The 24130-nt window shown below is 67.2% G+C and carries 17 protein-coding genes; 11 read left to right on the plus strand and 6 right to left on the minus strand.

Translation table 11 applies throughout. The annotated features are described in order from the left end of the window. Positions 1-11 precede the first annotated feature (11 nt). The 4 genes from AC6CH3_RS18165 to hemL are packed head-to-tail and all read left to right on the plus strand — an operon-like array spanning position 12 to position 4447. On the plus strand, positions 12-1013 hold the full coding sequence (locus AC6CH3_RS18165; protein ID WP_498133751.1) for a uroporphyrinogen-III synthase: 1002 nt from the start codon (positions 12-14) through the stop codon (positions 1011-1013). A gap of 10 nt (positions 1014-1023) precedes the next feature. Beyond that, on the plus strand, positions 1024-2004 hold the full coding sequence (gene hemB / locus AC6CH3_RS18170; RefSeq protein WP_498133752.1) for a porphobilinogen synthase: 981 nt from the start codon (positions 1024-1026) through the stop codon (positions 2002-2004). Continuing rightward, complete coding sequence (locus tag AC6CH3_RS18175; protein ID WP_498133753.1) at positions 2004-3107, plus strand: LLM class flavin-dependent oxidoreductase; 1104 nt, start codon at positions 2004-2006, stop codon at positions 3105-3107. Before hemB ends, AC6CH3_RS18175 begins: the two co-directional genes overlap by 1 nt. A 5-nt stretch (positions 3108-3112) precedes the next feature. Next, positions 3113-4447 (plus strand): glutamate-1-semialdehyde 2,1-aminomutase, encoded by a 1335-nt coding sequence (gene hemL, locus AC6CH3_RS18180; RefSeq protein ID WP_498133754.1) that lies wholly within the window; start codon positions 3113-3115, stop codon positions 4445-4447. A 117-nt stretch (positions 4448-4564) separates the two neighbouring features. Here the strand turns inward: hemL and AC6CH3_RS18185 are convergent, their stop codons facing one another. The 4 genes from AC6CH3_RS18185 to AC6CH3_RS18200 all read right to left on the minus strand — a co-directional run bounded on the left by AC6CH3_RS18185 (position 4565) and on the right by AC6CH3_RS18200 (position 8304). Beyond that, positions 4565-5407, minus strand: coding sequence for a MetQ/NlpA family ABC transporter substrate-binding protein (locus AC6CH3_RS18185; RefSeq protein ID WP_498133755.1), 843 nt, complete (start codon positions 5405-5407; stop codon positions 4565-4567). Positions 5408-5572: 165 nt separating this feature from the next. After that, the gene (locus AC6CH3_RS18190) at positions 5573-6244 is read right to left on the minus strand and encodes a methionine ABC transporter permease (protein ID WP_498133756.1); all 672 of its coding nucleotides are present in this window, start codon (positions 6242-6244) and stop codon (positions 5573-5575) included. Beyond that, positions 6241-7308: a methionine ABC transporter ATP-binding protein gene (locus AC6CH3_RS18195; protein WP_498133757.1), complete on the minus strand. Its 1068-nt coding sequence runs from the start codon at positions 7306-7308 to the stop codon at positions 6241-6243. Before AC6CH3_RS18195 ends, AC6CH3_RS18190 begins: the two co-directional genes overlap by 4 nt. A 285-nt stretch (positions 7309-7593) precedes the next feature. Further along, positions 7594-8304 carry a 3'-5' exonuclease gene (locus AC6CH3_RS18200; RefSeq protein ID WP_400578683.1) on the minus strand — a complete coding sequence of 237 codons (711 nt, stop codon included), beginning with the start codon at positions 8302-8304 and terminating at the stop codon, positions 7594-7596. Positions 8305-8423: 119 nt separating this feature from the next. Between AC6CH3_RS18200 and AC6CH3_RS18205 the strand changes: the two genes are divergently transcribed. The 3 genes from AC6CH3_RS18205 (at position 8424) to AC6CH3_RS18215 (ending at position 15729) form a co-directional block, all read left to right on the plus strand. Continuing rightward, positions 8424-8840 carry an MGMT family protein gene (locus AC6CH3_RS18205; RefSeq protein ID WP_498133758.1) on the plus strand — a complete coding sequence of 139 codons (417 nt, stop codon included), beginning with the start codon at positions 8424-8426 and terminating at the stop codon, positions 8838-8840. Between the two features lie 110 nt (positions 8841-8950). Beyond that, positions 8951-12226, plus strand: a complete 3276-nt coding sequence (locus AC6CH3_RS18210; RefSeq protein WP_498133798.1) for an ATP-dependent helicase — start codon at positions 8951-8953, stop codon at positions 12224-12226. Beyond that, positions 12223-15729 carry an ATP-dependent helicase gene (locus tag AC6CH3_RS18215; protein ID WP_498133759.1) on the plus strand — a complete coding sequence of 1169 codons (3507 nt, stop codon included), beginning with the start codon at positions 12223-12225 and terminating at the stop codon, positions 15727-15729. Before AC6CH3_RS18210 ends, AC6CH3_RS18215 begins: the two co-directional genes overlap by 4 nt. A gap of 94 nt (positions 15730-15823) precedes the next feature. Here AC6CH3_RS18215 and AC6CH3_RS18220 read toward each other — a convergent pair whose 3' ends face one another. Further along, the gene (locus AC6CH3_RS18220; RefSeq protein ID WP_498133760.1) at positions 15824-17209 is read right to left on the minus strand and encodes a macrolide 2'-phosphotransferase; all 1386 of its coding nucleotides are present in this window, start codon (positions 17207-17209) and stop codon (positions 15824-15826) included. 154 nt (positions 17210-17363) lie between these two features. Between AC6CH3_RS18220 and nudC the strand changes: the two genes are divergently transcribed. The 3 genes from nudC to AC6CH3_RS18235 all read left to right on the plus strand — a co-directional run bounded on the left by nudC (position 17364) and on the right by AC6CH3_RS18235 (position 21220). Beyond that, positions 17364-18416 carry an NAD(+) diphosphatase gene (gene nudC, locus AC6CH3_RS18225; protein ID WP_498133761.1) on the plus strand — a complete coding sequence of 351 codons (1053 nt, stop codon included), beginning with the start codon at positions 17364-17366 and terminating at the stop codon, positions 18414-18416. A gap of 96 nt (positions 18417-18512) precedes the next feature. Beyond that, positions 18513-20645: an ATP-dependent DNA helicase UvrD2 gene (locus AC6CH3_RS18230; protein WP_498133762.1), complete on the plus strand. Its 2133-nt coding sequence runs from the start codon at positions 18513-18515 to the stop codon at positions 20643-20645. Next, entirely contained in the window at positions 20645-21220 is a 576-nt protein-coding gene (locus AC6CH3_RS18235) for a M48 metallopeptidase family protein (RefSeq protein WP_498133763.1), read from the plus strand. The genes AC6CH3_RS18230 and AC6CH3_RS18235 overlap by 1 nt, the downstream gene beginning before the upstream one ends. Positions 21221-21236: 16 nt before the next feature. Here the strand turns inward: AC6CH3_RS18235 and AC6CH3_RS18240 are convergent, their stop codons facing one another. Beyond that, complete coding sequence (locus tag AC6CH3_RS18240) at positions 21237-22754, minus strand: zinc-dependent metalloprotease (protein ID WP_498133764.1); 1518 nt, start codon at positions 22752-22754, stop codon at positions 21237-21239. 221 nt (positions 22755-22975) lie between these two features. Between AC6CH3_RS18240 and AC6CH3_RS18245 the strand changes: the two genes are divergently transcribed. Beyond that, positions 22976-24124: a YlbL family protein gene (locus AC6CH3_RS18245; RefSeq protein WP_498133765.1), complete on the plus strand. Its 1149-nt coding sequence runs from the start codon at positions 22976-22978 to the stop codon at positions 24122-24124. Positions 24125-24130 lie beyond the last annotated feature (6 nt).

A 24130-nucleotide genomic window follows, 5' to 3' on the forward strand; every position in this document is an offset into this window, starting at 1 on the left:
GGAACGACGTCATGGGACTGAAGGGCGAAGGTCCGGCCAGCGGAGCGCCGGCCACCGGAGTGCCGGAGCCGCAGGGCCCGCGCCCGCTCGAGGGCGACCGTATCCTGGTCACCCGCAGCCCGGACCGTGCCGGGGCGTTCGTGACGCAACTGCGTCTCGCCGGTGCGGAACCGCTCCTGCTTCCGCTCAAGGACTTCGAACGTGCGTCGGACCAGGCATCCCTTGACGAGGCCTTCGACGCCCTCGGCTCCGGGCAGTTTGCCTGGCTCGTGGTCAGCAGCGCCACCACGGTCCTGGCGCTGCAGGTCAAGGCCGCCGAGCGGGAGGTGGCGCTGCACCAGTGGATTCCGGCCGCGACTCGCGTCGCTGCTGTAGGCCCGTCCACCGCGAAAGCGCTTGACGCCGCCGGGCTGGCAGTGGACCTGGTACCGCACCACGACCATTCCGCCGCCGGTCTTGCCGGGGAGTGGCCCGAGGGACCCGCCACGGTACTGCTGCCCCAGGCAGACATTGCTGCCCCCGCCCTCGCCCTCGGCCTCAGCGCCAAAGGGGCGGTGGTGAGGACAGTCGTGGCATATCACACTGTGGACTACCCGGCGGAGCCGGGCCGCAGCCTCGCCGCACAGGGAATGCCCTCGCAGGGAATGTCCTCGCAGGGAATGTCCGGTCAGGGGATGCCCGCTGGCGAGAAGACGTCGGCCGGTGCGGAGGCGAAGTCGCTCACGCCGGCGGAAGCCAAAGCCTGGATATCCGACGGCGGGCTGGCCGCCGTCGTCGCCGCTTCACCGAGCGCTGTCCGCAGCATCAACACGATGCTTGCCCCTCTGGGAGCCTGCCGCTTTGTCGCCATCGGCAGGACAACGGCCGCCGAAGCGGAAGCGCTCGGCCTGACGGTTGCCGCAACGGCAACCGAAGCCACGCCTGCGGGCATGGTGGCTGCCGTCATCCGCGCCGTGCATCCCGACGCCGCACGCAACCCCGACATCCATTCGACAGCATCAGGCACCCAGTGAAGGACAGGACATGAGTTTTCCGAACCACCGCCCGCGGCGGCTCCGCACCACTCCGGCGATGCGCAGGCTCACTGCAGAGAACCGGCTCGCCCCCGCGGAGCTGATCCTCCCTGCCTTCATCCGCGAAGACCTTTCCGAGCCCAACCCGATCACCTCCATGCCCGGCGTCGTGCAGCACACCACGGAGACCCTGAAGCGTGCCGCAGCGGAAGCCGTTGAACTGGGCGTGGGCGGCATCATGCTGTTCGGCATTCCGGCGAAACGCGACGCCGAGGGAAGTGCGTCCCTGGATCCGGAAGGCGTCCTGAACAAGGCCATCCGTGACGTCCGGGCCGAGGTGGGCGACGACCTGGTGGTCATGAGCGATGTGTGCCTGGACGAATTCACCGACCACGGCCACTGCGGCGTCCTGGACGGTGACGGTTACGTCGACAACGATGCCACGCTGGACATCTACGCCAAGATGGCAGTGGCCCAAGCCGACGCCGGGGCCCACGTGCTGGGCCCGTCCGGGATGATGGACGGCCAGATCGGCGTCATCCGGCAGGCACTCGAAGACGCCGGGCACGTCAACACCGCCGTGATTGCCTACGCGGCGAAATACGCGTCAGCGTTCTACGGGCCGTTCCGGGAAGCGGTGGACTCCCAGTTGAAGGGGGACCGCCGGACGTACCAGATGGACGCCGCCAACCGGCGCGAGGCCATCCAGGAAGTGGAACTGGATCTCGCTGAAGGGGCTGACATGGTCATGGTGAAGCCCGCCATGAGCTACCTCGACATCCTGAGGGATGTTGCCGAGATGAGCCCGGTCCCCGTGGCCGCGTACCAGATCTCGGGGGAGTACGCCATGATCGAGGCGGCGGCGGGGAACGGCTGGATCGACCGCCGGGCAGCCATCACGGAGTCGGTGCTGGGCATCCGCCGCGCAGGTGCCAACATGGTCCTCACTTACTGGGCGAGCGAGCTGGCCGGCTGGCTGAAGGAATCCTGATGAGCGAAGCGCCGGAGAGTTCGTCCACCCGGACGGGCACCCAGGCCGGCCTAACTGATCCTGTCGGGCCCGGCCGGATCCTCCTGGGGCTAAACACCTTCGGAGACGTTGGAGCCGGGGCGGACGGAGGTCCTGTGCCGCACGCCCAGGTCCTGCGGCAGCTGCTTGAACAGGCAGAGCTGGCAGACGCCGTCGGACTTCACGCCTTCGCTGTGGGGGAGCACCACCGCCGGGATTTTGCGGTCTCCGCGCCCGAAGTCTTCCTCGCGGCCGCCGCCGCGCGGACCCGGCAGATCCGGCTCGGCTCGGCCGTCACGGTGCTGAGCTCCGACGATCCCATCCGGGTCTTCCAGCGCTTCTCGACGCTGGATGCGCTATCCGGCGGGAGGGCCGAGGTGATGCTGGGCCGGGGCTCGTTCGTCGAATCCTTCCCGCTGTTCGGCTTTGACCTGGCGGACTACGAGGTCCTCTTCGAGGAAAAGCTGGAGCTGTTCCACAGGGTCCGCGCGCAGAAGCCCGTGCACTGGGAAGGCCGCACCAGGCCGGCTCTGAACGGACTGAGCGTCTATCCGCATCTCGAACACCACCTCCTGGCGGCCTGGATCGGCGTGGGCGGCACGCCCGAGTCGGTGCTGCGGTGTGCCGAGTACGGCTACCCCATCATCTTCGCGATCATCGGCGGGCAGCCGAGGTCCTTCGCGCCGCTGGCCAATCTCTACCGGGAAGCCATGGCGAAGTACGGGCACCCCATGCAGCAGATGGCCACGCACTCGCCCGGACACGTGGCCGCCACCGATGAGGAAGCACGGGAGGAATACTTCCCGCACTGGCTCGAACTTCGGAACAGGATCGGTGCCGAACGCGGTTGGGGCCCCGCAAGCCGGGGTGAGTTCGACGCGATGTGCACGCCTGAAGGGGCACTGTACGTCGGCTCGCCCGAAACCGTGGCGCAGAAGATCGTCAGGCTCAAACGAAACCTCGGCGTGGACCGTTTCGATCTCAAGTACAGCAGCGGATCACTGCCGCATCCCGCCATGATGCGCTCCATTGAGCTGTTCGGCATGGCCGTGGCACCCCGCGTCAACGAACTCCTGAAAGAATAGGACGCATGACTTCCAGCATGCCTCACAACGAGGAACTCTTCGACCGCGCCCGCCAGCTCATGCCCGGCGGCGTCAACTCCCCGGTCCGTGCGTTCGGCTCCGTGGGCGGAACCCCGCGCTTCATGGTCTCGGCCAAAGGACCCTACCTGACGGACGCCGATGGCAACGAGTACGTTGACCTGGTCTGCTCCTGGGGGCCGGCCCTGCTTGGCCATGCCCATCCTGCCGTCCTCGACGCCGTCCACGCCGCAGTGGACCGCGGGCTGTCGTTCGGCGCGTCCACGCCGGACGAGGCCAACCTGGCTGCAATCGTCAAGGAACGCGTATCCGCCGTGGAGCGGATCCGGATGGTGTCCACCGGCACGGAGGCCACCATGACGGCTGTCCGCCTGGCCCGGGGGTTCACCGGCCGCAACCTCATCATCAAGTTCGCGGGCTGCTACCACGGCCACCTGGACGGCCTGCTCGCCTCCGCCGGCTCCGGTGTGGCCACCCTCGCCCTGCCCGGCTCCGCCGGGGTGACGGCGGCGACCGCCGCAGAAACACTGGTCCTCCCGTACAACGACCTCGGCGCCGTCGAAGCCGCCTTCGCCGAGCACGGCCCCAACATCGCTGCCGTGATCACGGAAGCGGCACCCGCCAACATGGGCGTCGTCACCCCGGGCGAAGGCTTCAACGCCGGGTTGTCCCGCATCACCGCGGCCCACGGCGCGCTGCTGATCCTGGACGAGGTCCTCACGGGCTTCCGCACCGGCTACGCCGGCTACTGGGGACTTACCGGCGGCGCCGCGGATTCTGCGGAACAGTGGACCCCGGACCTGCTCACATTCGGAAAGGTGATCGGCGGGGGCATGCCGACGGCGGCCCTCGGCGGACGCGCCGACGTCATGGACTGCCTCGCTCCGACCGGGCCTGTTTACCAGGCCGGGACGCTGTCCGGCAATCCGGTGGCCATGGCCGCCGGCGTTGCGACCCTCACGCATGCTACCCGCGACGTCTACTCCTTCGTTGATGCGCGGTCGCTTGAACTGTCTTCGGCGCTGTCCTCGGCGCTGGATGCCGCCGGCGTCGACCACTCGATCCAGCGCGCAGGAAACCTGTTCTCGGTGGCGTTCGGCACCTCCGAACACGGAGTCCACAACTACAGCGACGCACAGAAGCAGGAGGCCTACCGGTACGCCCCCTTCTTCCACTCCATGCTGGATTCCGGCGTCTACCTCCCGCCGTCCGTCTTCGAGGCCTGGTTCCTGTCCGCAGCCCACGACGACGCGGCCATGAACCGTATCTTCGATGCGCTGCCGGCCGCAGCGGAGGCGGCGGCCGCCGCTTCGAAGGCCTGACCGCCGTCGTCCCTTCCGGTGCTTACGCACAACCGGGCAGGGCGGCAACAAAAAACTCCGGACCCGCGACAGCGGATCCGGAGTTTTTGGTCGTCTCCCGGCGGAGACGGGGCCTTGCTAGAAGGCCGGGGTCACATCGCCGTTGGGCCATTCCTTTTCGATGAAGGCCTTGACCTCGGGGGAGTGAAGGAGCTCGTCGAGCTTCTTGATGCGGGCGTCATCCTTCGACTCTTCCCGCCAGGCAAGGAAGTTGGCGTACGGGTTGTTTTCGGTGGACTCCACAGCCAAGGCATCCTTGGTGCTGAGCCCTGCCTTGAGGATGAAGTTGCCGTTGATGAGCGCAAGGTCCACGGACGGGTCCTTGAGGTCGTTGATCAGCAGTTCCGGCTGGTTCTCAGAGAACTTGAGCTTCTTCGGGTTCTGCTCGTCGGTCAGCGCGATCACGGAGGTGTCATCCTTGATGTCCTTGACCAGGCCGGCTTTTTCGAGGACACGGAGGGCACGGACCTGGTTGGAGGGATCGTTAGTGATGGCGATCTTCGCGCCGTCCTTGATCTCGCTGATGTCCTTGACCTTCTCGGAGAAGGCAGCGTAAGGCTCGATGTGGACGCCTTCGCCATGGCCGAACTCATAGCCCTTGGTCTTGACCTGGTCGTCGAACCACGGCTTGTGCTGGTAGTAGTTGGTGTCCAGCGAGCCGTCGCTCAGCGCGGTGTTGGGCGTCTGGTAGTCCTCGATCTCCTTGATGTCCAGCTTGAGGCCGGCCTTCGGGGCGAGGTCCTGGTTGATGAACTCGAGGATCTTTGCCTGCGGCACCGGGCTGGCGCCGACGCTGAGCGTCGCGGGCTTGGCGGGATCCAGGGTCTGGGTCTCGGCGCTCGGCGCGGACGAACCGCCGCATGCGGTCAGCGTCAGGGCGGTGACGATGCCCGTCGCGAGGAGGGTGAGTGATTTACGCATCGGATGCGTTCCTTTCGAAATAGCCTGGAGCCCGACGGCGGTGCGGAGGGATCCGGTTCAGATGCAGTGAGCGGCTACTCGCTGCTGAGAAGATGTGGCGGGGTGCCCGCCGTTTGGCGGGTGGCCCCGGTTTAGGCGGTGGTTCCGGTGTAGCGGGGCCCCGGTTTAGCGGTGGTCGAGGCTCCGCGAGATCCATTCACCCGTCAGCTGGATGACCTGGACCAGCACGATGATGAGCACAATGGTGACGAGCATGACCGTGACGTCGAACCGCTGGAATCCGTAGTTGTAGGCGAGTTTCCCCAGGCCGCCGCCGCCGACAAGGCCGGCCATGGCGCTGTAACCCACCAGGGTCACAACCGTGGTGGTTGCGGCCGCGACAAGGGCAGGCAGGGATTCGGGCAGCATCACCTTGCTGATGACCTGCATCCTCGTGGAGCCCATGACCTGGGCGGCATCAATCTTGCCGTGGTGGACATCCCGCAGGCAGGCTTCAACGAGGCGGGCGAAGAACGGAATGGTTCCGATGGAGAGCGAAACGGAGGCCGCGACCGGTCCGAGGCTGGTGCCCACCAGCAGCCGGGCCAGCGGGATCAGGGCCACCATCAGGATGGCGAAGGGGATGGAGCGCGTGATGTTCACGACGATGTCGCTGACGATCCGGTTCACCACGGGCATGGGGCGCAGCCCGCCCGGTGCGGTGGCGTGCAGGAAGACGCCCAGCGGCAGCCCCACCAGCACAGTGAAGAAGCCAGAGATCCCCACCATCTGGAGGGTTTCCATGATCGCTTCGGGCAGTGCCTTGGCCAGGACGGGGTTGCTGAAGATGTCGTTCACTTGAGGTCTCCCGTCTCGGCGGCGAAGTCGGCCGTGTCAGAGGCGAATTCCGGCTCGTCGGACCGGACGCCGGCGTCTGCCAGCTTGGCGCTGATGCCCCGGTTGCGGAGGTACCCAAGGACAGCGTCGTAGTCCGCATGGTCAGCCAGTTGGACCCGCAGATGCCCGAACTGCTGCCCGCCGAGCGTCTCCACGCTTCCGGCGAGGACGTTCAGGTCGATGTCGAAATGCCGCGCGACGCTCGTCAGCACCGGCTCTTTGGCGCTTTCGCCGGAAAACAGGATCTCCAGCACGGGACCCGCCTGCAGAGCTCCCCGGATCGGTTCCGACGCCGGCAGGGGCAGGAGCGCCCGGGCCAGTTTGCTGTCGAGTTCAGCAGCAACCTCGGCCAGCTCGCCGTCCTCGACCACGCGGCCCTTGGCCAGAAGTGACACCGATTCGCAGACACGCTTCACCACGTGCATCTCATGCGTGATGATCAGCACGGTGAGCTGCAGCCGCCGGGTCAGGTCCTGGATGAGGTCCAGGATTTCATCGGTCGTGGCCGGGTCCAGCGCTGACGTCGGTTCATCGCACAGGAGGACGTCGGGGTCGGAGGCGAGTGCGCGGGCGATGCCCACACGCTGGCGCTGGCCGCCGGACAGCTGTGACGGATACGCGTTTTCGAAACCCTCGAGTCCCACCAGCTTTAGGAGCTCCGCCACCTTCGTGCGGACCGTGTCCTTGGGAGTCTTGACGAGTTCCAGCGGATGCGCGACGTTCGCTGCCGCCGTCCGGGAATCCATCAGGTTGGCGTGCTGGAACACCATGCCGATTCGGCGTCGGGCTGCACGGATTTCGGAGTCCTTGACCGAGCTGAGCTCCGTGCCGTCGATGTTCACAGATCCGGACGTTGGGCGGTCCAACAGGGTCAGGCACCGGACCAGCGTGGACTTACCGGCTCCCGAGTGGCCGATGATGCCGTGGATGGAGCCTTTGGGGACGGAAAGTGAGACCCCGTCAAGGGCCACTACTTCCTTTTTCCCCTGACGGTAGACCTTGCGCAGGTCTGTAACTGTGATCATGTATCCTCAGGCGGTAGGGGGCCGGGCAGGGCATAGCACAAGCCCGCTTCTGAACTAAATTATGTCAGCGCCGGGATACGGCAGCCACTTCCGAAGGTTCTTCGGCTACCCACGTATTTTCACGCATAGGTGAGAGCGATCCATCGATGTGGCCGTGGGATGCGCAGGATATCCGCTGCTCTCTGAATCGCAGCCGGGTGGCCAGTGGCCCGTATGGGCCCGGTCTGCTGTGATCTTAGTCGCAGCAGCGCCCTTTTTTCCCAGTAGCCGGGGCTTTGGGTGAGGCTAGAAGTCGCCCCGGCTGGCGTCTTCCGGAGGCAGGACGGGCCAGTCGCCCTCGATGACTGCGGCTGGTTTGGTCTTGCGCAGGTACTGCTGGAAGTCCGCTGCCTGGCTGACGGCCCAATCGACCTGCAGCTGATGCAGTTGGGCGGCCGGCAGCTTCAGCTTCGGGAACTTGCCGGCCATCGCATCCAGCACCCGGAGTGTGGCCAGTGCATCGGCGGCGGACGTGTGGGCGTTCTCGAGGTCCACGCCGTACTCTTCGCACAGTGCCGTCAGCGTGCGTTTGCCCTTGCGGTAGCGGTCCACCTGCTTGTTCATGATGTAGGGATCAAGAACGGGAAACCTGCTGAGCTGGGGAACGCCGTACCGGGCTGATTCGGCCGCCAGGACGGTGAAGTCGTAGCTGGCGTTGAACGCGATCACCGGCACGCCCGTGTCAAAGAGCTGCTGCAGTACCGCGGCGACTTCCCGGGTAACCTCCGCGGCCGGCCGGCCGTTGCTGCGGGCATGCTCGGTGGTGATCCCGTGAATGTCACTGGCTTCCGTCGGAATCTCGACCCCCGGATCCGCCAGCCACTCATGTTCCTGGATGACACCCCCGGCAGCATCCACCACGGTCACCGATGCCGTCACGATCCGGGCGGCGCGGGAATTCCGGCCCGTGGTTTCGAGGTCGAAGGCGGCCCGCGGGAGGGTGTTCCAAGTGCTCATGTGATCACGCTACCGGGTGGCACCGACAGTTTATTGCAGGTGTCGTGCGTGTCCGCCGGCGCGGGCTGCCGGGTGCTCCGTGACGTTCCGCACGGAGCACCCACCGATAGTCTGGAGCCATGCGGACGGAGTATGTCGAGGCAGTGCTGGCGGTTGTGGAGCTCATCCCGGCCGGCTCGGCCTTTGCATACGGGGACGTCGCAGAACTGATCGGGTCAGGGGGCCCGCGGCAGGTGGGTTCGGTCATGAGCCACTGTGGAAGCGGCGTGCCTTGGTGGCGCGTGCTCAGGGCAAGCGGCCAGGCCCCGGAAGGACTGGCAGCGGAAGCGTTGCAGTACTACCTGCGGGAGGGCACGCCGCTGCACGGGGACTTCCTGCGCTTTGCCAGGACGGGCGAGGGCCGCTGGCGGGTTGACTTGGCAGCAGCCCGGTGGGCGCCCTCCGATGCTGACTTCGACACGCTCGACGCCATAGCCGAGCGGCTGGAAGCGTCGCGGCGTAAATTGTCAGCGGCAAATGATGGAATGTCTGAGTGACCGCAACTATCCGGCAGACCGCTGCACCATTCACCACCGCTGCACCATTCACCGAGGCGCCGTTCCGCGAAGGGGCGGAGCACCAGGAACCCTTCGCAGGATCCCAGCCGCTGCCCGGGACCGGTCTCCGTCTCTTGCCGCCGCGCCAGGTCCACAGCACCCTTCCGCTGCTGACCGAGGACCAAGTCGCGGCCGTGGAGGTGCCGCAGGGTTCGGGTCCCGTGCTGGTCCCCGGGGCACCGGGCACGGGGAAGTCGACCGTCCTCATAGAAGCGGCAGTCCGGCGGGTGGAGATGGATGGCGCGGACCCGGAGCGAATCCTGATTCTTGCCCCTGGCAGACTGGCGGCGGACACCCTTCGTGACCGCTTTACGGCCCGGCTGAACCGCAGCCTGAGCACCACCCCCGCACGGACCTGGGCCGCCTACGCCTTCGACCTGATCCGGCGGGCCAAAGCAGAGGGGATCCTACCGCTGCCGCGGGCACCGCGCCTGCTGTCCGGCCCGGAACAGGACCTCATCATCAAGGAGTTGCTGGACGGCCACGCCCTGCCCGGACTGGGGCTGCCCTGGCCGGCGGACCTGAGCGCCGCCCTGCCCACCCGGGGTTTCCGGCAGGAAGTGCGGCAGCTGTTTGACCGGATCATTGAATCCGGCCGAACGCCCCGGGACCTGGAAAAGTTCGGGCATGAGTGCGGCAGGCCGGACTGGATTGCGGCCGCTGCCCTCTATGCCGAGTACCGGGATGTCCTGGACCTGCGCATGCCTGAGGCCTTTGATCCGGCCGGCATCATCACGGCTGCGCGGCAGCTGTTCCAGGACGCACCCGATTTTCTGGCGGCGGAGCGGGAACGCCTCCAGCTGATCCTCGTCGACGATATTCATGAAGCCAATCCTGCTGTCTTTGAGCTGCTGGCAGACGTCGCCGGCGGCAAGGATGTCTATGTCACGTCCTCCCCGGACACTGTCGTCCAGGGATTCAGGGGGGCACGGCCTGACCTGGTCGCAGAGCTGCCGCGCCTTCTGGGCGGTGACGGCGGCGCGGGAGTTGTGGAGCGGCCGCTCCGGTACGCCCACAGGCACCAGCCGGCGGTGGCGCAGGCCTGGCTGGGCGTAGCCAGCCGGATCTCGCTGCGCGCAGGAGGACAGCTCGCGCGGCGTCTCGACGAACCCGACGCCGGTCAGCGCAGCGGTGAGGCGGCGGCGGGGCAGGCACGCCGGGATAGCGGCGGAACCGTTGAAGCACACCTGCTGCCCTCTGCGGTTCATGAGCTGCGGTATATTGCCCAGCGGATCCTCGAAACCCAGATTAATGGCGGCCGCGACTTCGCGGACATGGCCGTGATTGTCCGCAACGGCGGCCAACTCAGCCAGCTGCAGCGCTATCTGACCGGCCAGGGCATTCCGGTGCGGATTCCCGTGGCGGAGTCCGCTGTCCGGGACGAAGTTGCCGTGCGTCCGCTGCTCGACGCCTATGCCGTGGCCCTTGACCCTGACCTGCTGACGCCGGAATCCGCGGTGTCGCTGTTGACCTCGCGGATCGGCGGGGCCACGTCCCTGGAACTCCGCAGGCTCCGTCAGTCGCTGCGCCGGGAGGAAATCCTCGGCGGCGGCGGGCGCTCCAGCGACTCCCTGCTTGTGGAGGCGCTCACCGAGCCCGGCGCCCTCGCCTCCTTGGGAATTGAAGGCCGGTCGGCGCGGCGTGTCGCGAGGATGATCGATGCGGGGCGTCGTGCAGCGGCCGAGCCCGGGGCGAATGCCGAGACCGTCCTGTGGGCGCTGTGGAATTCCACCGGCCTCGCGGGGGCCTGGACGGCGGCGGCACTGTCCGGCGGGCTTGTGGGGGCGCGGGCGGACCGTGACCTGGACGCCATGATGGCGCTGTTCCACACTGCGGAACGATACGTCGACCAGATGCCCGGTTCCGGTCCGGTGCAGTTCCTTGAGTACCTGCTTAGCCAGGAGCTGCCCATGGACACGCTGGCGGCGCGGGCACAGGTCGATGACGCTGTGGAACTGATGACTCCTGCCAGCGCCGCAGGGAGGGAGTGGCCCGTGGTCATCGTGGCAGGACTTCAGGAAGGCGTCTGGCCGAATACCAGGCTGCGCGGCGAGCTGTTGGGGAGCACACTCTTTGCCGATGCCGTGGAGCATGGCGTGGAGTACGCGCTCCAGCGTGGCCCGCTGAGCCGCCTGCGGGAGATCAGATACGACGAGCTCCGGAGTTTCTCGACGGCGGTGTCCCGCGCCAGGGATGTACTGATTTGCACTGCCGTGGCCTCGGAAGATGAACAGCCGTCCTCGTTCCTGGATTACGTCGCTCCGCTGCAGCCGGATCGGGACGCGAGGGGATTCACCTCCGTGGAGCGGCCGCTGACGCTCAGGGCACTGGTGGCGGAGCTGCGCCAGTACGCCCAGCTGGACGGAAGGTTCGCCGCTGAATCCGACGAGGCCGTCAGGGTCCTTGGGCGCCTCGCTACGGCCGATCCTCCCGTTCCGGGGGCACATCCCCACAGCTGGTGGGGACTGGCGCCGCTGACCTCCGATGAACGCATTGTGCCGCCCGGCGGCACCGTCTATGTGTCGCCCTCAAAGGTGGAGTCCGTGCAGAAATCGCCCCTGGACTGGTTCGTCCAGGCTGCCGGCGGCGAGGCAGCCACCGACTTCGCCAGAAGCCTGGGCACCCTGGTGCACTCCATCGCGCAGGACATCCCCGAGGGCTCGGGAGCCGAATACCTCGCCGAACTCGTCAGGCGGTGGCCCGCCCTGGGCATGAAGGACAACTGGGAAGGGAAACTGGACTTCCAGCGGGCTGAATCCATGGTCCGCAAGCTTGCGCAGTACATCCTGGTCATGCGCAGCGAAGACAGGCGGTTGGCCGGTGTGGAGCAGGACTTTGAGGTCCAGCTGACACTGGATGAGGACGGGCCGGATGCTGGCTCGGAAGCCCGTTCCGCCGTCCTGCGCGGCCAGGTGGACCGGCTGGAAATTGACTCCCAGGGACGTCTGGTGATCGTTGACCTCAAGACCGGCAAGCGGCAGCCGGGAAAAGCCGAGCTCGGCAGGCACCCCCAGCTCGGCGCCTACCAGGCGGCGGTCCTCGCGGGGGGCTTCGACGGTGAGGATCTTCCTCCCGGCGCGCAGCCGGGAGGGGCCGTGCTGGCGCAGCTGGGCACCACGGCGAAGAGCCCGGGAGTACAGCATCAGGATCCACTGGATCCGGGGGACAACTGGGCGATGGACATGGTGAAGGATGCCGCCGGCGTCATGTCCGGCCGTGAATTCGAAGCTCGGCACGATCCCTCGAAGGGCGGCTTCGGCGGCCACGGCTGCAGGCTTCCGGAAGTCTGCCCTCTTTGTGCACGGGGAAAGCAGGTTACAGAATGAGCGCCCTCCCCGAACTCCCTGCCCCCAGGTTCAGCCCCGAGGAACTCTCGGTCCTGCTGGGGGAGAAGAACCTGCCTACGGCGGAACAATCGGCCATCATCTCTTCGCCGCTGACCCCGCGCCTGGTTATTGCCGGCGCCGGTTCCGGCAAGACCGCCACCATGGCGGACCGCGTTGTCTGGCTGGTAGCCAACGGCTGGGTCAAACCTGAGGAAGTCCTCGGTGTCACCTTTACCAGGAAGGCAGCCGGCGAACTGGCAAGCCGTATCCGGGCCAAGCTTGGGGCCCTGCAGCGCATCGCGGCGGCCGACGCCGGCCGCTCGCTCTTTCCCGAGGGCCTCCTCAGCGCCGACGCCCTCGAGCCGAAGGTGTCCACGTATCACTCCTTTGCCAGCGGCATCGTCTCCGACTATGGCCTCCGGCTCGGCATCGAGCGCGACGTCGTCCTGCTGGGCGGCGCCCAGGCCTGGCAGCTGGCAAGCGAAGTCGTCGAGTCGTACGACGGCGAGTACGCCCATTTCCGGGCGGCCAAGTCCACGCTCGTAAAAGCAGTCATCCAGCTCGCGGGCGAGTGCGCTGAGCACCTCCGTGAGCCAGCCGAGGTCCAGGACTGGCTGATGGAGCGGCTGGCCGGCTTCGAAGGCCTCCCGTATGTGGCCGGCGCGAAGAAGAACCCCACCCAGGCCGCCGCCGAGCTCGGCGCGATGCTCCGGACGAGGGCCAGTGTGGCCGACCTCGTAGGCCGCTACTCCGAGGCCAAGAGGGCACGGGGAGCACTGGACTTTGGCGACCTCGTTGCCCTGGCCGCGAAGGTGTCCCGGCAGGTCCCGCTCGCCGCGGACACGGAACGGCAGCGGTACAGGGTGGTGCTGCTGGACGAGTTCCAGGACACTTCACACGCGCAGCTGGTCCTCTTCTCGCGTCTCTTCGGCGACGGGCATGCTGTCACTGCCGTGGGCGACCCCAACCAGTCCATCTACGGATTCCGCGGCGCTTCGGCCGGCCAGCTGTTCCACTTCGTCAGCGAGTTCCCGGTCAAGGTTGCGGGGCACGCATCAGGAGCTGCCCGGTTCAGTCCGGCCCCCGTCTCCTACCTGACCACCGCATGGCGGAACGGACGGAATATCCTCGCCGCGGCTAACGTCATATCAGCGCCGCTGAGCGCTGCGGCCGCGGCGGCTGGACCCGCCGGCCAGCGGACGTCGGCGGCCGCCGTCGAAGTGCCGCCCCTGCAGCCGAGCCCGGCCGCATCCCAAGGGCGGGTGGTCATGGGACGGTTTGACACGGACGAAAATGAAGCGGCAGCGATTGCGCGCGATCTCCTGAAATTCCGGGTGACGGACTTCGAGAAGCAGTCAGCCGGTGCGCCCGTCCCGCCCGCGATGGCGGTGCTGTGCCGCCGGCGGGCCCAGATGGAGTGCATCCGACGGGAACTTGAGGCCAAGGGGATCCCCTACGAAATCGTAGGATTAGGCGGCCTGCTGGACACCCCGGAAATCGTTGACCTCGTCTCGACGCTGCGTGTCCTTGCTGATCCCGGGCGGTCAGACTCCCTGATGCGGCTCCTGGCCGGCGCCAGATGGCGGATCGGCCCGGCAGACCTCATGGCGTTCAGTGACTGGTCGTCCTACCTCGCGCGCCGGCGTGGCCAGAACGCAGCCGATGCGGCCATCGCGGACGAGGAGCCAGGCTCCGCCGCCGACGTTGTCATCGAAGGGGACCTGACAGACGCGGCGAGCCTGGTGGAAGCCCTGGATTGGTTGCCCAGGGACGGCTGGACTTCGGCGCATGGACGGACCCTGACGGCAGCTGCCCTGGAACGCCTGCGCAGACTGGCTACCGAGCTGAGGCATCTGCGCGGACTCATCGGGGACGACCTCACAACCCTCCTCGGCGAGGTGGAACGCGCCATGCTGCTGGACATTGAGGTCGCTGCCCGGCCCGGGCTCAGCATCCATCAGGCCCGGCGGAACCTCGACGCCTTCCAGGACGCCGCCGCCGGCTTCCTTCAGACGTCGCACCGCGTGGACATCCTCGCCTTCCTGGCATGGCTCGAGGCGGCGGCGGCCGAGGAGGGCGGCCTGGATGTGCCGCCGCCTGACGTGAACCATGAAGCCGTCCAGCTGCTCACAGTCCACGCCTCCAAGGGACTCGAGTGGGATGTTGTGTTTGTGCCGGGCCTGAACTCCGGGTCTTTCCCGAGCAGCCGGGACTCCCGGTGGAGCAGCGGTTCGGCTGCGCTGCCCTGGCCGCTCCGCGGTGACCGTGCTGACCTGCCCCAGTGGGATTTGGACCAGCCGGACCAGAAAGGGTGGCTCGACGCCGAGAAGGACTTCAAGGCCGCGGTCCAGGCACACGGGGAAGCTGAAGAACGGCGGCTCGCCTATGTGGCGTACACGCGGGCGAAGCATGTGCTGTGGATTTCCAGCGCCGCCTGGGTCGGCGCCCGCGGCGGAATGGCGGAGATGTCGCCGTTCCTTGCTGAACTCGGACCCCTGGCGGGCATTGGCGAAGCAGCCGGTTCAGTCACTGCAGGCGGCAGGGTGGCGGAAATCCATCCCGACTCGGTGGACGAGGTTTCGCTGCCGCAGGAAAGCCCGCTGACCCAGGACCTCGAGGTGGCAATCTGGCCATACGATCCGCTGGAAGGACCTGTTGACCCCCGAACCGGGAAGCGGCTCCGGCTTGTCCCGGGGCGGCGGGCGGCCATGGACAGGGCCGCTGCCCGCGTGCTCCAGGAAATCGACCGGCAGGGGACGCAGGCGGTCTCCGGCGCACCTGCTTCGGAGTCCGAAAGTGGCACCAGCCGTGCACTCCCGCCCCCGGCTGCTGGCTGGTCGCGGGAGGCCGGCCTGCTGCTCGAGCGGCGCGCCCGACGCGCAAACAGCCGCGACGTGCACCTGCCGGGACACATTTCCGCTTCCACCCTGGTTGCCCTTGATGAGGACCCCGCGGCAGTACTGCAGCGGCTCAGGAGGCCCATCCCTCGGGAACCCGGCATGTCCGCCCGGAAAGGGACGGCTTTCCACGCCTGGGTGGAGGAGTACTTCGGGACGTCCGGCATGCTGGACATTGATGAAGCCCCCGGATCCGATGACCACATTGACGAGGCCTATGGCCTCGAGGACATGGTTGCCACGTTCAAGGCATCCGAATGGGCGCACCGGTCGCCCGCCCACGTCGAAGTGCCGGTCGAAACCCGGATCGGCGACGTCGTGGTCCGTGGCCGCATTGACGCCGTGTTCCGGGACGCCGACGGCGGCTGGGATCTTGTCGACTGGAAGACCGGGCGCCGGCCCTCAGCGGGTCAGCTGAAAACCAAGAGCGTCCAGCTCGCGGTGTATCGGCTCGCCTGGGCCCGCCTCAAGGATGTTCCGGTTGAGCAGGTGCGGGCCGCCTTCTACTACGTGGCAGACAACCAGGTGGTGCGCCCGCACGATCTTGCTTCCGGCGACGAACTGGAATCCATTGTGACGGCCGCCCTCGCCGATCCGGAGGCGTAGGCCGATCCGAAGGTGCGGGCCGGTCGAGCCGGAAAGGTAGGCCCATGGCAGGTACCCCCGACACGGTAGCGCCGGGGCCTCCAGGCGCTGCCGCTCAGTTGGTCTTGGCGTCGACGACCGTGAGGGCTGTGGTGGACGTGTCGTCCGCCGAAAGCACGGGCCGGGAGGCTTCCCCGTGGTCCTGCTCTGGATCGTGGTCCTGCCCTGGATCGTGGTCCCGGGTGCCCGGGTTGTCCTGCCCTTCCTGAGGGCCAGGGTTGTCCTGTTCTTCCTGCCGGTCCTGTGTGCCCGGGCTGTCGGGGACCACTGTCTGCCGGCCGGGTTCCTCCACGGGGATGGGCGTGACATGCACGGCGGGCATCGGCGCGGAGACGCCGGTGACGCCGGTGACATCAGTGGCGTGGGCGTCGGCCAGTGCCGTCGCCGGGATGGGTTCGACAGTGACTGCGCCCCGTGCCGGCACAGCCGAGCCGTCCGCCGCCTGCCCGGCAGGGACCGCCGCGGGAGCTGCCGGCACGGGCGGTGCCGACGGCTGCGGCAGGGGTTCCACACTGATTGGCTGTCCGCCGTGCTCGGCGATATCGTCCGCCAGGGTGGCCAGCATGGATTCTGCTTCGGCGATCATGCTGCGGTCGTCGGCCGCGATCCCCTTGACGAGGTATTGGGCCAGGGCGAATTCCGCCGAGAGGGCCGCCCGCCGGAGCAGGTGGTTGTCCGGGGCGTCCCGACGGTGCTCGCTGTAGTGGCGCACCACCGCGTCCACAAAGTCCTGCTCGTTGGAGGCCACAAGCCACGCAAGGTCATCGGCGGGGTCGCCGATCCGCAGGTCGGTCCAGCCGGTGACGGCCGTGACCCGGTCCTCCTCGACCAGCAGGTTGTCCTCGTGAAGGTCGCCGTGGACCACACAGGGGTTGAAACGCCACAGCGAGACGTCTTCCATGGCATGTTCCCAGCGGCGGAGCAGCAGCGGAGGGATTTTTCCCGTGGTTGCTGCCATGTCGAGCTCATTGAGCCTGCGCTGCCGGAACTCATTCGGCGTGTAACTGGGCAGGTCCGCATTGCTGACCAGCGCACGGGGAAGATCATGGATGGCAGCCAGAGCGGTGCCGATCTCCTTCGCGAGCTCCTGCGGGCCGGCCGTGAGCTCCTCGACAGTGCGTGTGGCACCGTTCAGGTGGGAATACACAAACGTGGTCAGGTTCTCCTGCCGTACCGTCCCCGCGACGGTTGGCATCAGAAAAGGCAGTTCGGCCCGGATGGCCGGGGCGAAGGCCCGGAGTACCAGGAATTCCGTCTCAAGCCGGGTGCTGGCCTCTGCATGCCGGGGCGAGCGGACCCGCCAGCGCTTGCCCTCGGAATCGAGGAGGAGTGCCGAGTCGAAGTCCGCGGGGTCGTCCGGGGCGGAACTCACTGCGGTCGGGCTCAGTCCGGGGACTGCCGCGGTTGCCACAGCTGCCAGTTCGATCGGTTCTCTTCTCACGCTTCCACGGTAGATTGACTCACGTCCAAGACAACGATGTGCCGCGGCGAGTCTTGAGAATCCGGCGGAAATATCAGCGTTGGGGAGACGATGCGGTTCCCGGGACCGCGCAGGGGAAATGTGAATTGTCACCCCGAGTCAGTACGGTGGATACATGAGTCATACGGAGGCCGCTGCGCCGGTCATTCAGCCATCCGGCGGGGGGCGGGAAAATCACCTCCCCGCGGGTGATCTGCCGGCGAACCATCTGTTCGACACTGTGCTTCCCGTGCGTCCGGCCCTCATGAACCGCGGATCCGTGGAGCGGATGAAACCGGGATTTGTCGACGAACTGATGGCAGCAGGCCAGGCACGGGCAATGGTGCTCTCCGGCCGGCAGGCCCTGGTCCATGACGATGCGCTGGTGCTGGCGGATGCCAGGGAGCTGCGGGGACGGCTGCAGGATGTCGACTCGGGGCCTGTGCTGGTCGTCTACCTGGGCTCCGCCCTCAGCTCCAGTGCGCTGCCGGAAGGCACTCCGATCCTTCTTTTCATCCTGCCCGAACCGGTGGTTCCCGGCTCCGCCGGACTGCCCGCGGATGGCTCATGGGAAGGTTTCCGGGACGTCGCCGCCCGGCTGGACCCCACCCATACGGCGCTCTTCGTCGAGGCAAGCGCCATTGCCAACTGGCATGCCTCCCATACGCATTGCCCCAGGTGCGGCACGCGTACCGTCGTCGAGGCGGGCGGCTGGGTCAGGCGCTGCCCCGCTGACAGCTCCGAACATTACCCCCGCACCGATCCCGCAATCATCGTCACCGTGGTGGGCCCGGACGGCCGTCTGCTCCTCGGCGGGGGAGGGCCCCCTGACGCCAAGAACTACTCCACGCTGGCGGGCTTCGTAGAACCGGGGGAGGCCCTTGAACAGGCGGTGGTCCGCGAAATCCACGAGGAAGTGGGCGTGCGGGTCAAGGCGTGCCAGTACCTGGGCTCCCAGTCGTGGCCGTTCCCCGCCTCCCTGATGCTCGGCTTCACCGCTGCTACGGATGACACCGAGGCAAGGCCCGACGGCGTGGAGGTCACCCGTGCGCGCTGGTTCAGCCGGGAAGAACTCCAGGCGGCCGTGCTGAGCGGGGAGATCGTGATTTCCAGCAGATTGTCCATCGCCCGGTCGCTCATTGAGCACTGGTACGGCGGAGTGATCCAGGACCGGCCCGCAGACGAATGACGCTGCGTGCAGCGTCAGGGCAGCTTGCCTGCCCGCTATCGCCGTCGCCCTGCGCGGGCACGGTACACCATCCCTCCTTTCGACTGAGCAGCAGAAGTGACTACAGAAATTCCTGACGGCAATGCCTCCCTGGAGGACCGCATCCTTGGCGGCCTCGATGCCGAGCAACGTGAAGTCGCCAGCACCCTGACCGGACCCCTGTGCGTCCTTGCCGGGGCCGGCACCGGCAAGACCCGCGCCATCACACACAGGATCGCCTACGGCGTGCACTCCGGGGTCTACAGTCCGCAGCGGCTGCTGGCCGTGACGTTCACCGCCCGGGCCGCGGCGGAAATGCGCAGCAGGCTGCGAGACCTGGGAGTGGGCAACGTCCAGGCCCGGACCTTCCATGCCGCGGCGCTGCGCCAGCTTCAGTTTTTCTGGCCGCAGGCGGTTGGCGGGACGCTGCCGAACCTGCTGGACCACAAGGCGCAGATGATCGCAGAGGCGGCCCGCCGGCTCCGGCTGAGCACGGACCGTGCTTCCATCCGGGACCTGGCCTCGGAGATCGAGTGGGCCAAGGTTTCGATGCTCACGCCGGCCAACTACCTTGAGAACGCGCAGGACCGGGGAAACCCGGGCGGCTTCGACCTCACCGCCGTGGCACGGGTGTTCCAGTCCTACGAGGACGTCAAAACCGACCGCAACGTGATCGACTTCGAAGACGTCCTCCTGATCACCGTCGGCATTCTGCAGGAGGATCCCAAGGTGGCCGCCACGGTCCGGGAACAGTACCGGCACTTCGTGGTTGACGAATACCAGGACGTCTCGCCGCTGCAGCAGCGGCTCCTGGAGCTGTGGCTCGGCGGCCGGGATGAGCTGTGTGTGGTGGGCGATGCGAGCCAGACCATCTATTCCTTCACGGGCGCATCGCCCAAGCACCTGCTGGGCTTCAAGGCCATGTACCCCAACGCCAACGTGGTGAAGCTGATCCGGGATTACCGCTCGACGCCGCAGGTCGTCCAGTTGGCGAACGATCTCCTCGCGGGCCGCCGCAGCGGCGGGCCGGTTGCCGATGCCGCCTGGGCCGCTCCGCTGAAGCTGGTCGCCCAGCGGGCGGCGGGCCCCCTGCCGCAGTTCACCGAGTGCTCGGATGACGAAGCCGAGGCGGCCACCGTGGCGCAGAAGATCCGTGCCCTGTTGGATTCCGGTGTTCCCGCGAGTGAAATCGCAGTTCTGTTCCGCACCAACGGGCAGTCGGAAGCCTATGAACAGGCCCTTGCATCGGCAGGCATCGGCTACCAGCTGCGCGGCGGCGAGCGCTTCTTCGCGCGTAAAGAAGTGCGCGACGCCATCCTGCAGCTGCGGGCCGCCACGCGGGCAGTGGCGGAATCGTCGCCGCAGCCCCTAGGCCAGATCGTCCGGGACATCGTGGCGTCCCTCGGCTACACGGATTCCGCCCCGCACAGCGGCGGCGCGCTCCGGGAGCGCTGGGAATCGCTGGCTGCCCTGGTGGCGCTGGCCGATGAGCTTGTTCTGAGCAGGGGAAGCACGTTCAGCCTCGCGGACTTCGTCAACGAACTGCAGGAACGGTCGCTCGCCCAGCATGCGCCTACCGTGCAGGGCGTCACGTTGGCTTCGCTGCACGCAGCCAAGGGCCTCGAATGGAATGCGGTTTTCCTGGTGGGTCTCTGCGAAGGCCTGATGCCCATTTCCTTCGCGGATACTCCGGAGGCAGTGGACGAGGAGCGCCGGCTCCTCTACGTCGGCATCACCCGGGCCAGGGAGCACCTGTCACTGTCATGGTCCACGGCGCGCACGCCGGGAGGCCGGGCAAACCGCAAGCCCTCCCGGTTCCTTGACGGACTGCGGCCGGACTCCGTGGCAACCTCCACTGCAAGGGGCAAAGGTCCGGCGCCGCGCCGCAAGGCCGCTGTTCCCGCTTCCTGCCGGGTTTGCGGCAGCATGCTGTCCACCGGAGCAGAGCGGAAGGTGGGCCGCTGCAGCCAGTGCCCGCCAACATACGAGGAGCAGACCTTCACCGCCCTCCGGGAATGGCGCCGCGACGTCGCACAGTCTGCTGATGTGCCGGCCTTCGTCGTCTTTACCGATGCGACCCTGACCGCCATCGCCGAGGCACGGCCATCATCCCTGGAGGAGCTGGCACGGCTGGCAGGGGTTGGCCCGTCCAAATTGGAGCGCTACGGTGAAGCCGTCCTGACAGTCCTTGCCGAGAGCGACGCCCTCTGATGGCAGACGTGCAGGTGAGAACGCACGACGGCGCGCCCGTCGTCGTCCGCCGGTCGGCCAGGAGGCGCCGTACGGTAGCCGCGTTTTGGGAGAACGGCACCGCCGTCGTCGCCATCCCGGCAAACTTCAGCAGGGCACAGGAAGCCGAATGGGTGCGCCGGATGCTGGACAAACTCAAGGTCCAGGGGGACCGGCAGGCCAAAGGCGGGCGGCGTCCGGCCACCGATTCTGCCCTTGCCAGCCACGCGGCTGATCTCTCGGCACGCTATCTCGGGGGAAGGGCCGTGCCGACGTCGGTGCGCTGGGTCAGCAACCAGAACTCGCGCTGGGGGTCGGCAACCCCTGCTGACGGGTCCATCCGGCTGTCGGACAAGCTTCGGCCCATGCCGCAGTGGGTCATCGATTACGTGCTGCTCCATGAACTGGCGCACCTGCTGGTTGCCGGACACAACGCGTCCTTCTGGCAGCTCCTGGAGGCATACCCTGAAACCGCGCGGGCCAAGGCCTTCCTGGAAGGTGTCTCTTTCGCGACCTCGCGGGGATTAACTGCCGACGGGTCCGTCCCGGGGGACTGACCCGTCAGCGGCCGTCTTACTGGCCGCCGTCGTCCTTCTTCGTCCCGTCGGCGTCCTTTGTACCGCCTGTGTCTTGTGCACCGCCGGTGTCCTGTGCACCGCCGCCGTCCGACGTGCGGCGGTTGTCTTTAGTGCCTTGCTCCGCGCCTCCGGCCGCGCCGTCGTCGGCCGCCGTGCCCGGCTCGGGAGTGTCGAAGCCGCCATCCAGCAGTTTCATCAGGGCATCATCCACTTCGCTGTCGCTGGCCTCTGCCAGCTGGCGGCGTTCACTGAAGCCCTTGGGGTCGTCCAGATCCTCGGCTGTGGGCAGCAGGTCAGGGTGCTTCCAGATGGCGTCGCGGCCCTCGATGCCGCGTTCCTGCTTGAGCGAGGCCCACAGCGTTGCCGCTTCGCGGAGCCTGCGGGGACGCAGCTCAAGACCCACCAGCGAGGCGAAGGCATGTTCGGCCGGACCACCGGTGGCGCGGCGGCGCCGCACCGTTTCGCGGAGAGCGCCGGCGGAGGGGAGGACCTTCTCCGTGGCCGCCGCGGTGAGTTCATCCACCCAGCCCTCAACGAGCGCCAGCGCGGTTTCCAGCTTCTGGAGGGCCTGCTCCTGCGCCGGAGTCCGCTTGGGCATGAAGACGCCCTGCGACAGCGCCTCCTGGATGCCTTCCGGGTTGCTGGGGTCCAGGTCCCGGGCCAGCTCCTCGATCCGGGACGTGTCGATGTGGATGCCGCGGGCGTACGCCTCGATGGCGCCCAACAGGTGGCCCCGCAGCCAAGGGACCTGGACGAAGAGGCGGGCGTGCGCCGCTTCACGGACCGCGAGGAACAGGCGGATGTCATTTTCCGGCAGGCTGAGGCCCTCTCCGAATTTGGCCACGTTGCCGGGAAGAAGGGCCATTTCCAGGTCCGCGAGGGGGACGCCGATGTCCGTGGAACTGACCACCTCGGCGGAGAGCGCACCGATGGCCTGTCCCAGCTGCATGCCGAAAATGGCGCCGCCCATGTTCTGGAGCATGGAGGAAGCGCCGCCCATCATGGACTTCATTTCCTCGGGCATCTGCTCGGTCATGGCGCTGGACAGCGCGTTGGCGACGCTGTTGGCCACGGGCTCGGTGAGCCGCTTCCACGTCCCGAGGGTCTCCTCGACCCACTCCGCCCGGGACCAGGCCTTGCCGATCAGTCCGGTGGCCGGCAGATCCGTCACCTGGTCCAGCCAGAGCTCGGCCAGCCGGAGGGCCTCATCCACTTCCCTGGATTGCGCCGGGCTCACTGACGGGTCGGTGCTGCTGGCAGCCACGCGCCGCGCATTGTCATGGGCGAGCTTCCAGTTCACGGGCCCCTCGGAGGGCGCGCTCATCATGGCCTGGACCTGCGAGAACATCTGGGCCAGGAGGTTGGGGTCATCGGGAAGCCCCGCGGCCTTGGCCAGTTCGGAGGGGTCGATGTCGCCCATGCCCTTGCCGCCCATGAGGTTCTGCAGCATTTCCGCCAGCGGATCCTTCGGATTGTCGTCGCCGTTGGACGGATTGAGTGGGTTGGAGGTCATGATCCCGCCGATCGTCGGTGTGACTATTGATCACCTTCACGCTACCCCTGCGCGAGAGCGGCTGTCTGCCCAAAGACGGTCCGTTCGCTGTAGGCAAAGAGCTTTAGCCGCGCCCGGACGCGTAGTGTTAGTAGTCGGAATGTTTGCAGGCTGCACCGGGCCGTCCGCTTGTTGCAGCCCCAGCGCCGTGGACGTTGACTGCGGCGCGGAGAGGTCCTTCAGTGACGATTACCAAGGGCGATCAGCCCTCAGACGAGTCCGCGGCTCCTGCCGCGGGCAGCGAATCGGCGGGTACCGCCGGATCAGGCCCTTCCACGGCGCGCGATCCCCGGGTCTCCGCCATGATGCTGTCAGGGCTCATTGCGCTCGTCCTCGGTGTCACCCCCGCCGTGCTGCCGGTCCCGTACGTCGTCGAGTCGCCGGGGCCCACGTTTAACACGCTGGGAAAGGACAACGGCAAGCCGGTCATCAGCATCACCGGGCGCGACACCTACCCGGCCGAGGGGAATCTGAATCTCACCACTGTCTATGTCGACGGCGGCCCTAACGGACCGGTCAGCGTATTCGAAGCCTTCTCAGCCTGGCTCGACGGTTCAAAGGCCGTCTATCCGGAGGAGCTCATCTTCCCCACGGGCCTTACCAAGGAGCAGTCCCAGCAGGAGAGCGCAGTGGCCATGACCACGTCGCAGGAGAATGCCGTGGCCTCGGCGCTGAAGGAACTCAACATACCGTTCGGGCAGAAGCTGGAGGTCGCCGACCTGTCGGAGGGCTCCGCCTCGCAGGGGAAGCTGAAGCCCGGCGATGTCTTCACCTCGATCAACGGCAAACCGATCAGCTCACTCGCCGTCGTCCAGGACGAACTGGCTGCGGGAGCGGGCAAGCCCGTCGTCGTCGTCGTGGAGCGCGAGGGCAAGGCCATCACGGAAACGGTAACCCCCGCCCGGAGCGATTCCGGCAGGTTCATCCTGGGGGTCCTCCTCAAATACCGCTTCACCTTCCCGTTCGATGTCGAGATCTCATTGGAAAAGGTGGGAGGACCGAGCGCCGGCTTGATGTTTGCCTTGGGCATCATCGATACCGTGACGCCGGGCGACCTCACGGGCGGCAAGCACATCGCCGGAACCGGAACCATCTCGCCGGACGGAGTAGTAGGACCCATCGGCGGTGTCGCGGTCAAGATGCACGGCGCCCGGGCGGACGGTGCCACGATGTTCCTTGCACCGGCAGCAAACTGCTCCGAAGTTTCAGGGAATGTTCCAGAGGGCCTGCAGGTGGTTAAAGTCGAGAATCTGGACGAGGCGAAGCGCGCCGTGGAATTGGCAGCAAACGGCGGGGACACATCGGGTCTTCCCGCCTGCGCAAACAACTAGACTAAA

The sequence above is a fragment of the Arthrobacter sp. GQ119 genome, assembly GCF_059759125.1.

Coding starts and splice junctions, on each gene's coding strand:
- AC6CH3_RS18165 (WP_498133751.1), top strand. CDS start 12: ATGGGACTGAAGGGCGAAGGTCCGGCCAGCGGAGCGCCGGCCACCGGA.
- hemB (WP_498133752.1), top strand. CDS start 1,024: ATGAGTTTTCCGAACCACCGCCCGCGGCGGCTCCGCACCACTCCGGCG.
- AC6CH3_RS18175 (WP_498133753.1), top strand. CDS start 2,004: ATGAGCGAAGCGCCGGAGAGTTCGTCCACCCGGACGGGCACCCAGGCC.
- hemL (WP_498133754.1), top strand. CDS start 3,113: ATGACTTCCAGCATGCCTCACAACGAGGAACTCTTCGACCGCGCCCGC.
- AC6CH3_RS18185 (WP_498133755.1), bottom strand. CDS start 5,407: ATGCGTAAATCACTCACCCTCCTCGCGACGGGCATCGTCACCGCCCTG.
- AC6CH3_RS18195 (WP_498133757.1), bottom strand. CDS start 7,308: ATGATCACAGTTACAGACCTGCGCAAGGTCTACCGTCAGGGGAAAAAG.
- AC6CH3_RS18200 (WP_400578683.1), bottom strand. CDS start 8,304: ATGAGCACTTGGAACACCCTCCCGCGGGCCGCCTTCGACCTCGAAACC.
- AC6CH3_RS18205 (WP_498133758.1), top strand. CDS start 8,424: ATGCGGACGGAGTATGTCGAGGCAGTGCTGGCGGTTGTGGAGCTCATC.
- AC6CH3_RS18215 (WP_498133759.1), top strand. CDS start 12,223: ATGAGCGCCCTCCCCGAACTCCCTGCCCCCAGGTTCAGCCCCGAGGAA.
- nudC (WP_498133761.1), top strand. CDS start 17,364: ATGAGTCATACGGAGGCCGCTGCGCCGGTCATTCAGCCATCCGGCGGG.
- AC6CH3_RS18235 (WP_498133763.1), top strand. CDS start 20,645: ATGGCAGACGTGCAGGTGAGAACGCACGACGGCGCGCCCGTCGTCGTC.
- AC6CH3_RS18240 (WP_498133764.1), bottom strand. CDS start 22,754: ATGACCTCCAACCCACTCAATCCGTCCAACGGCGACGACAATCCGAAG.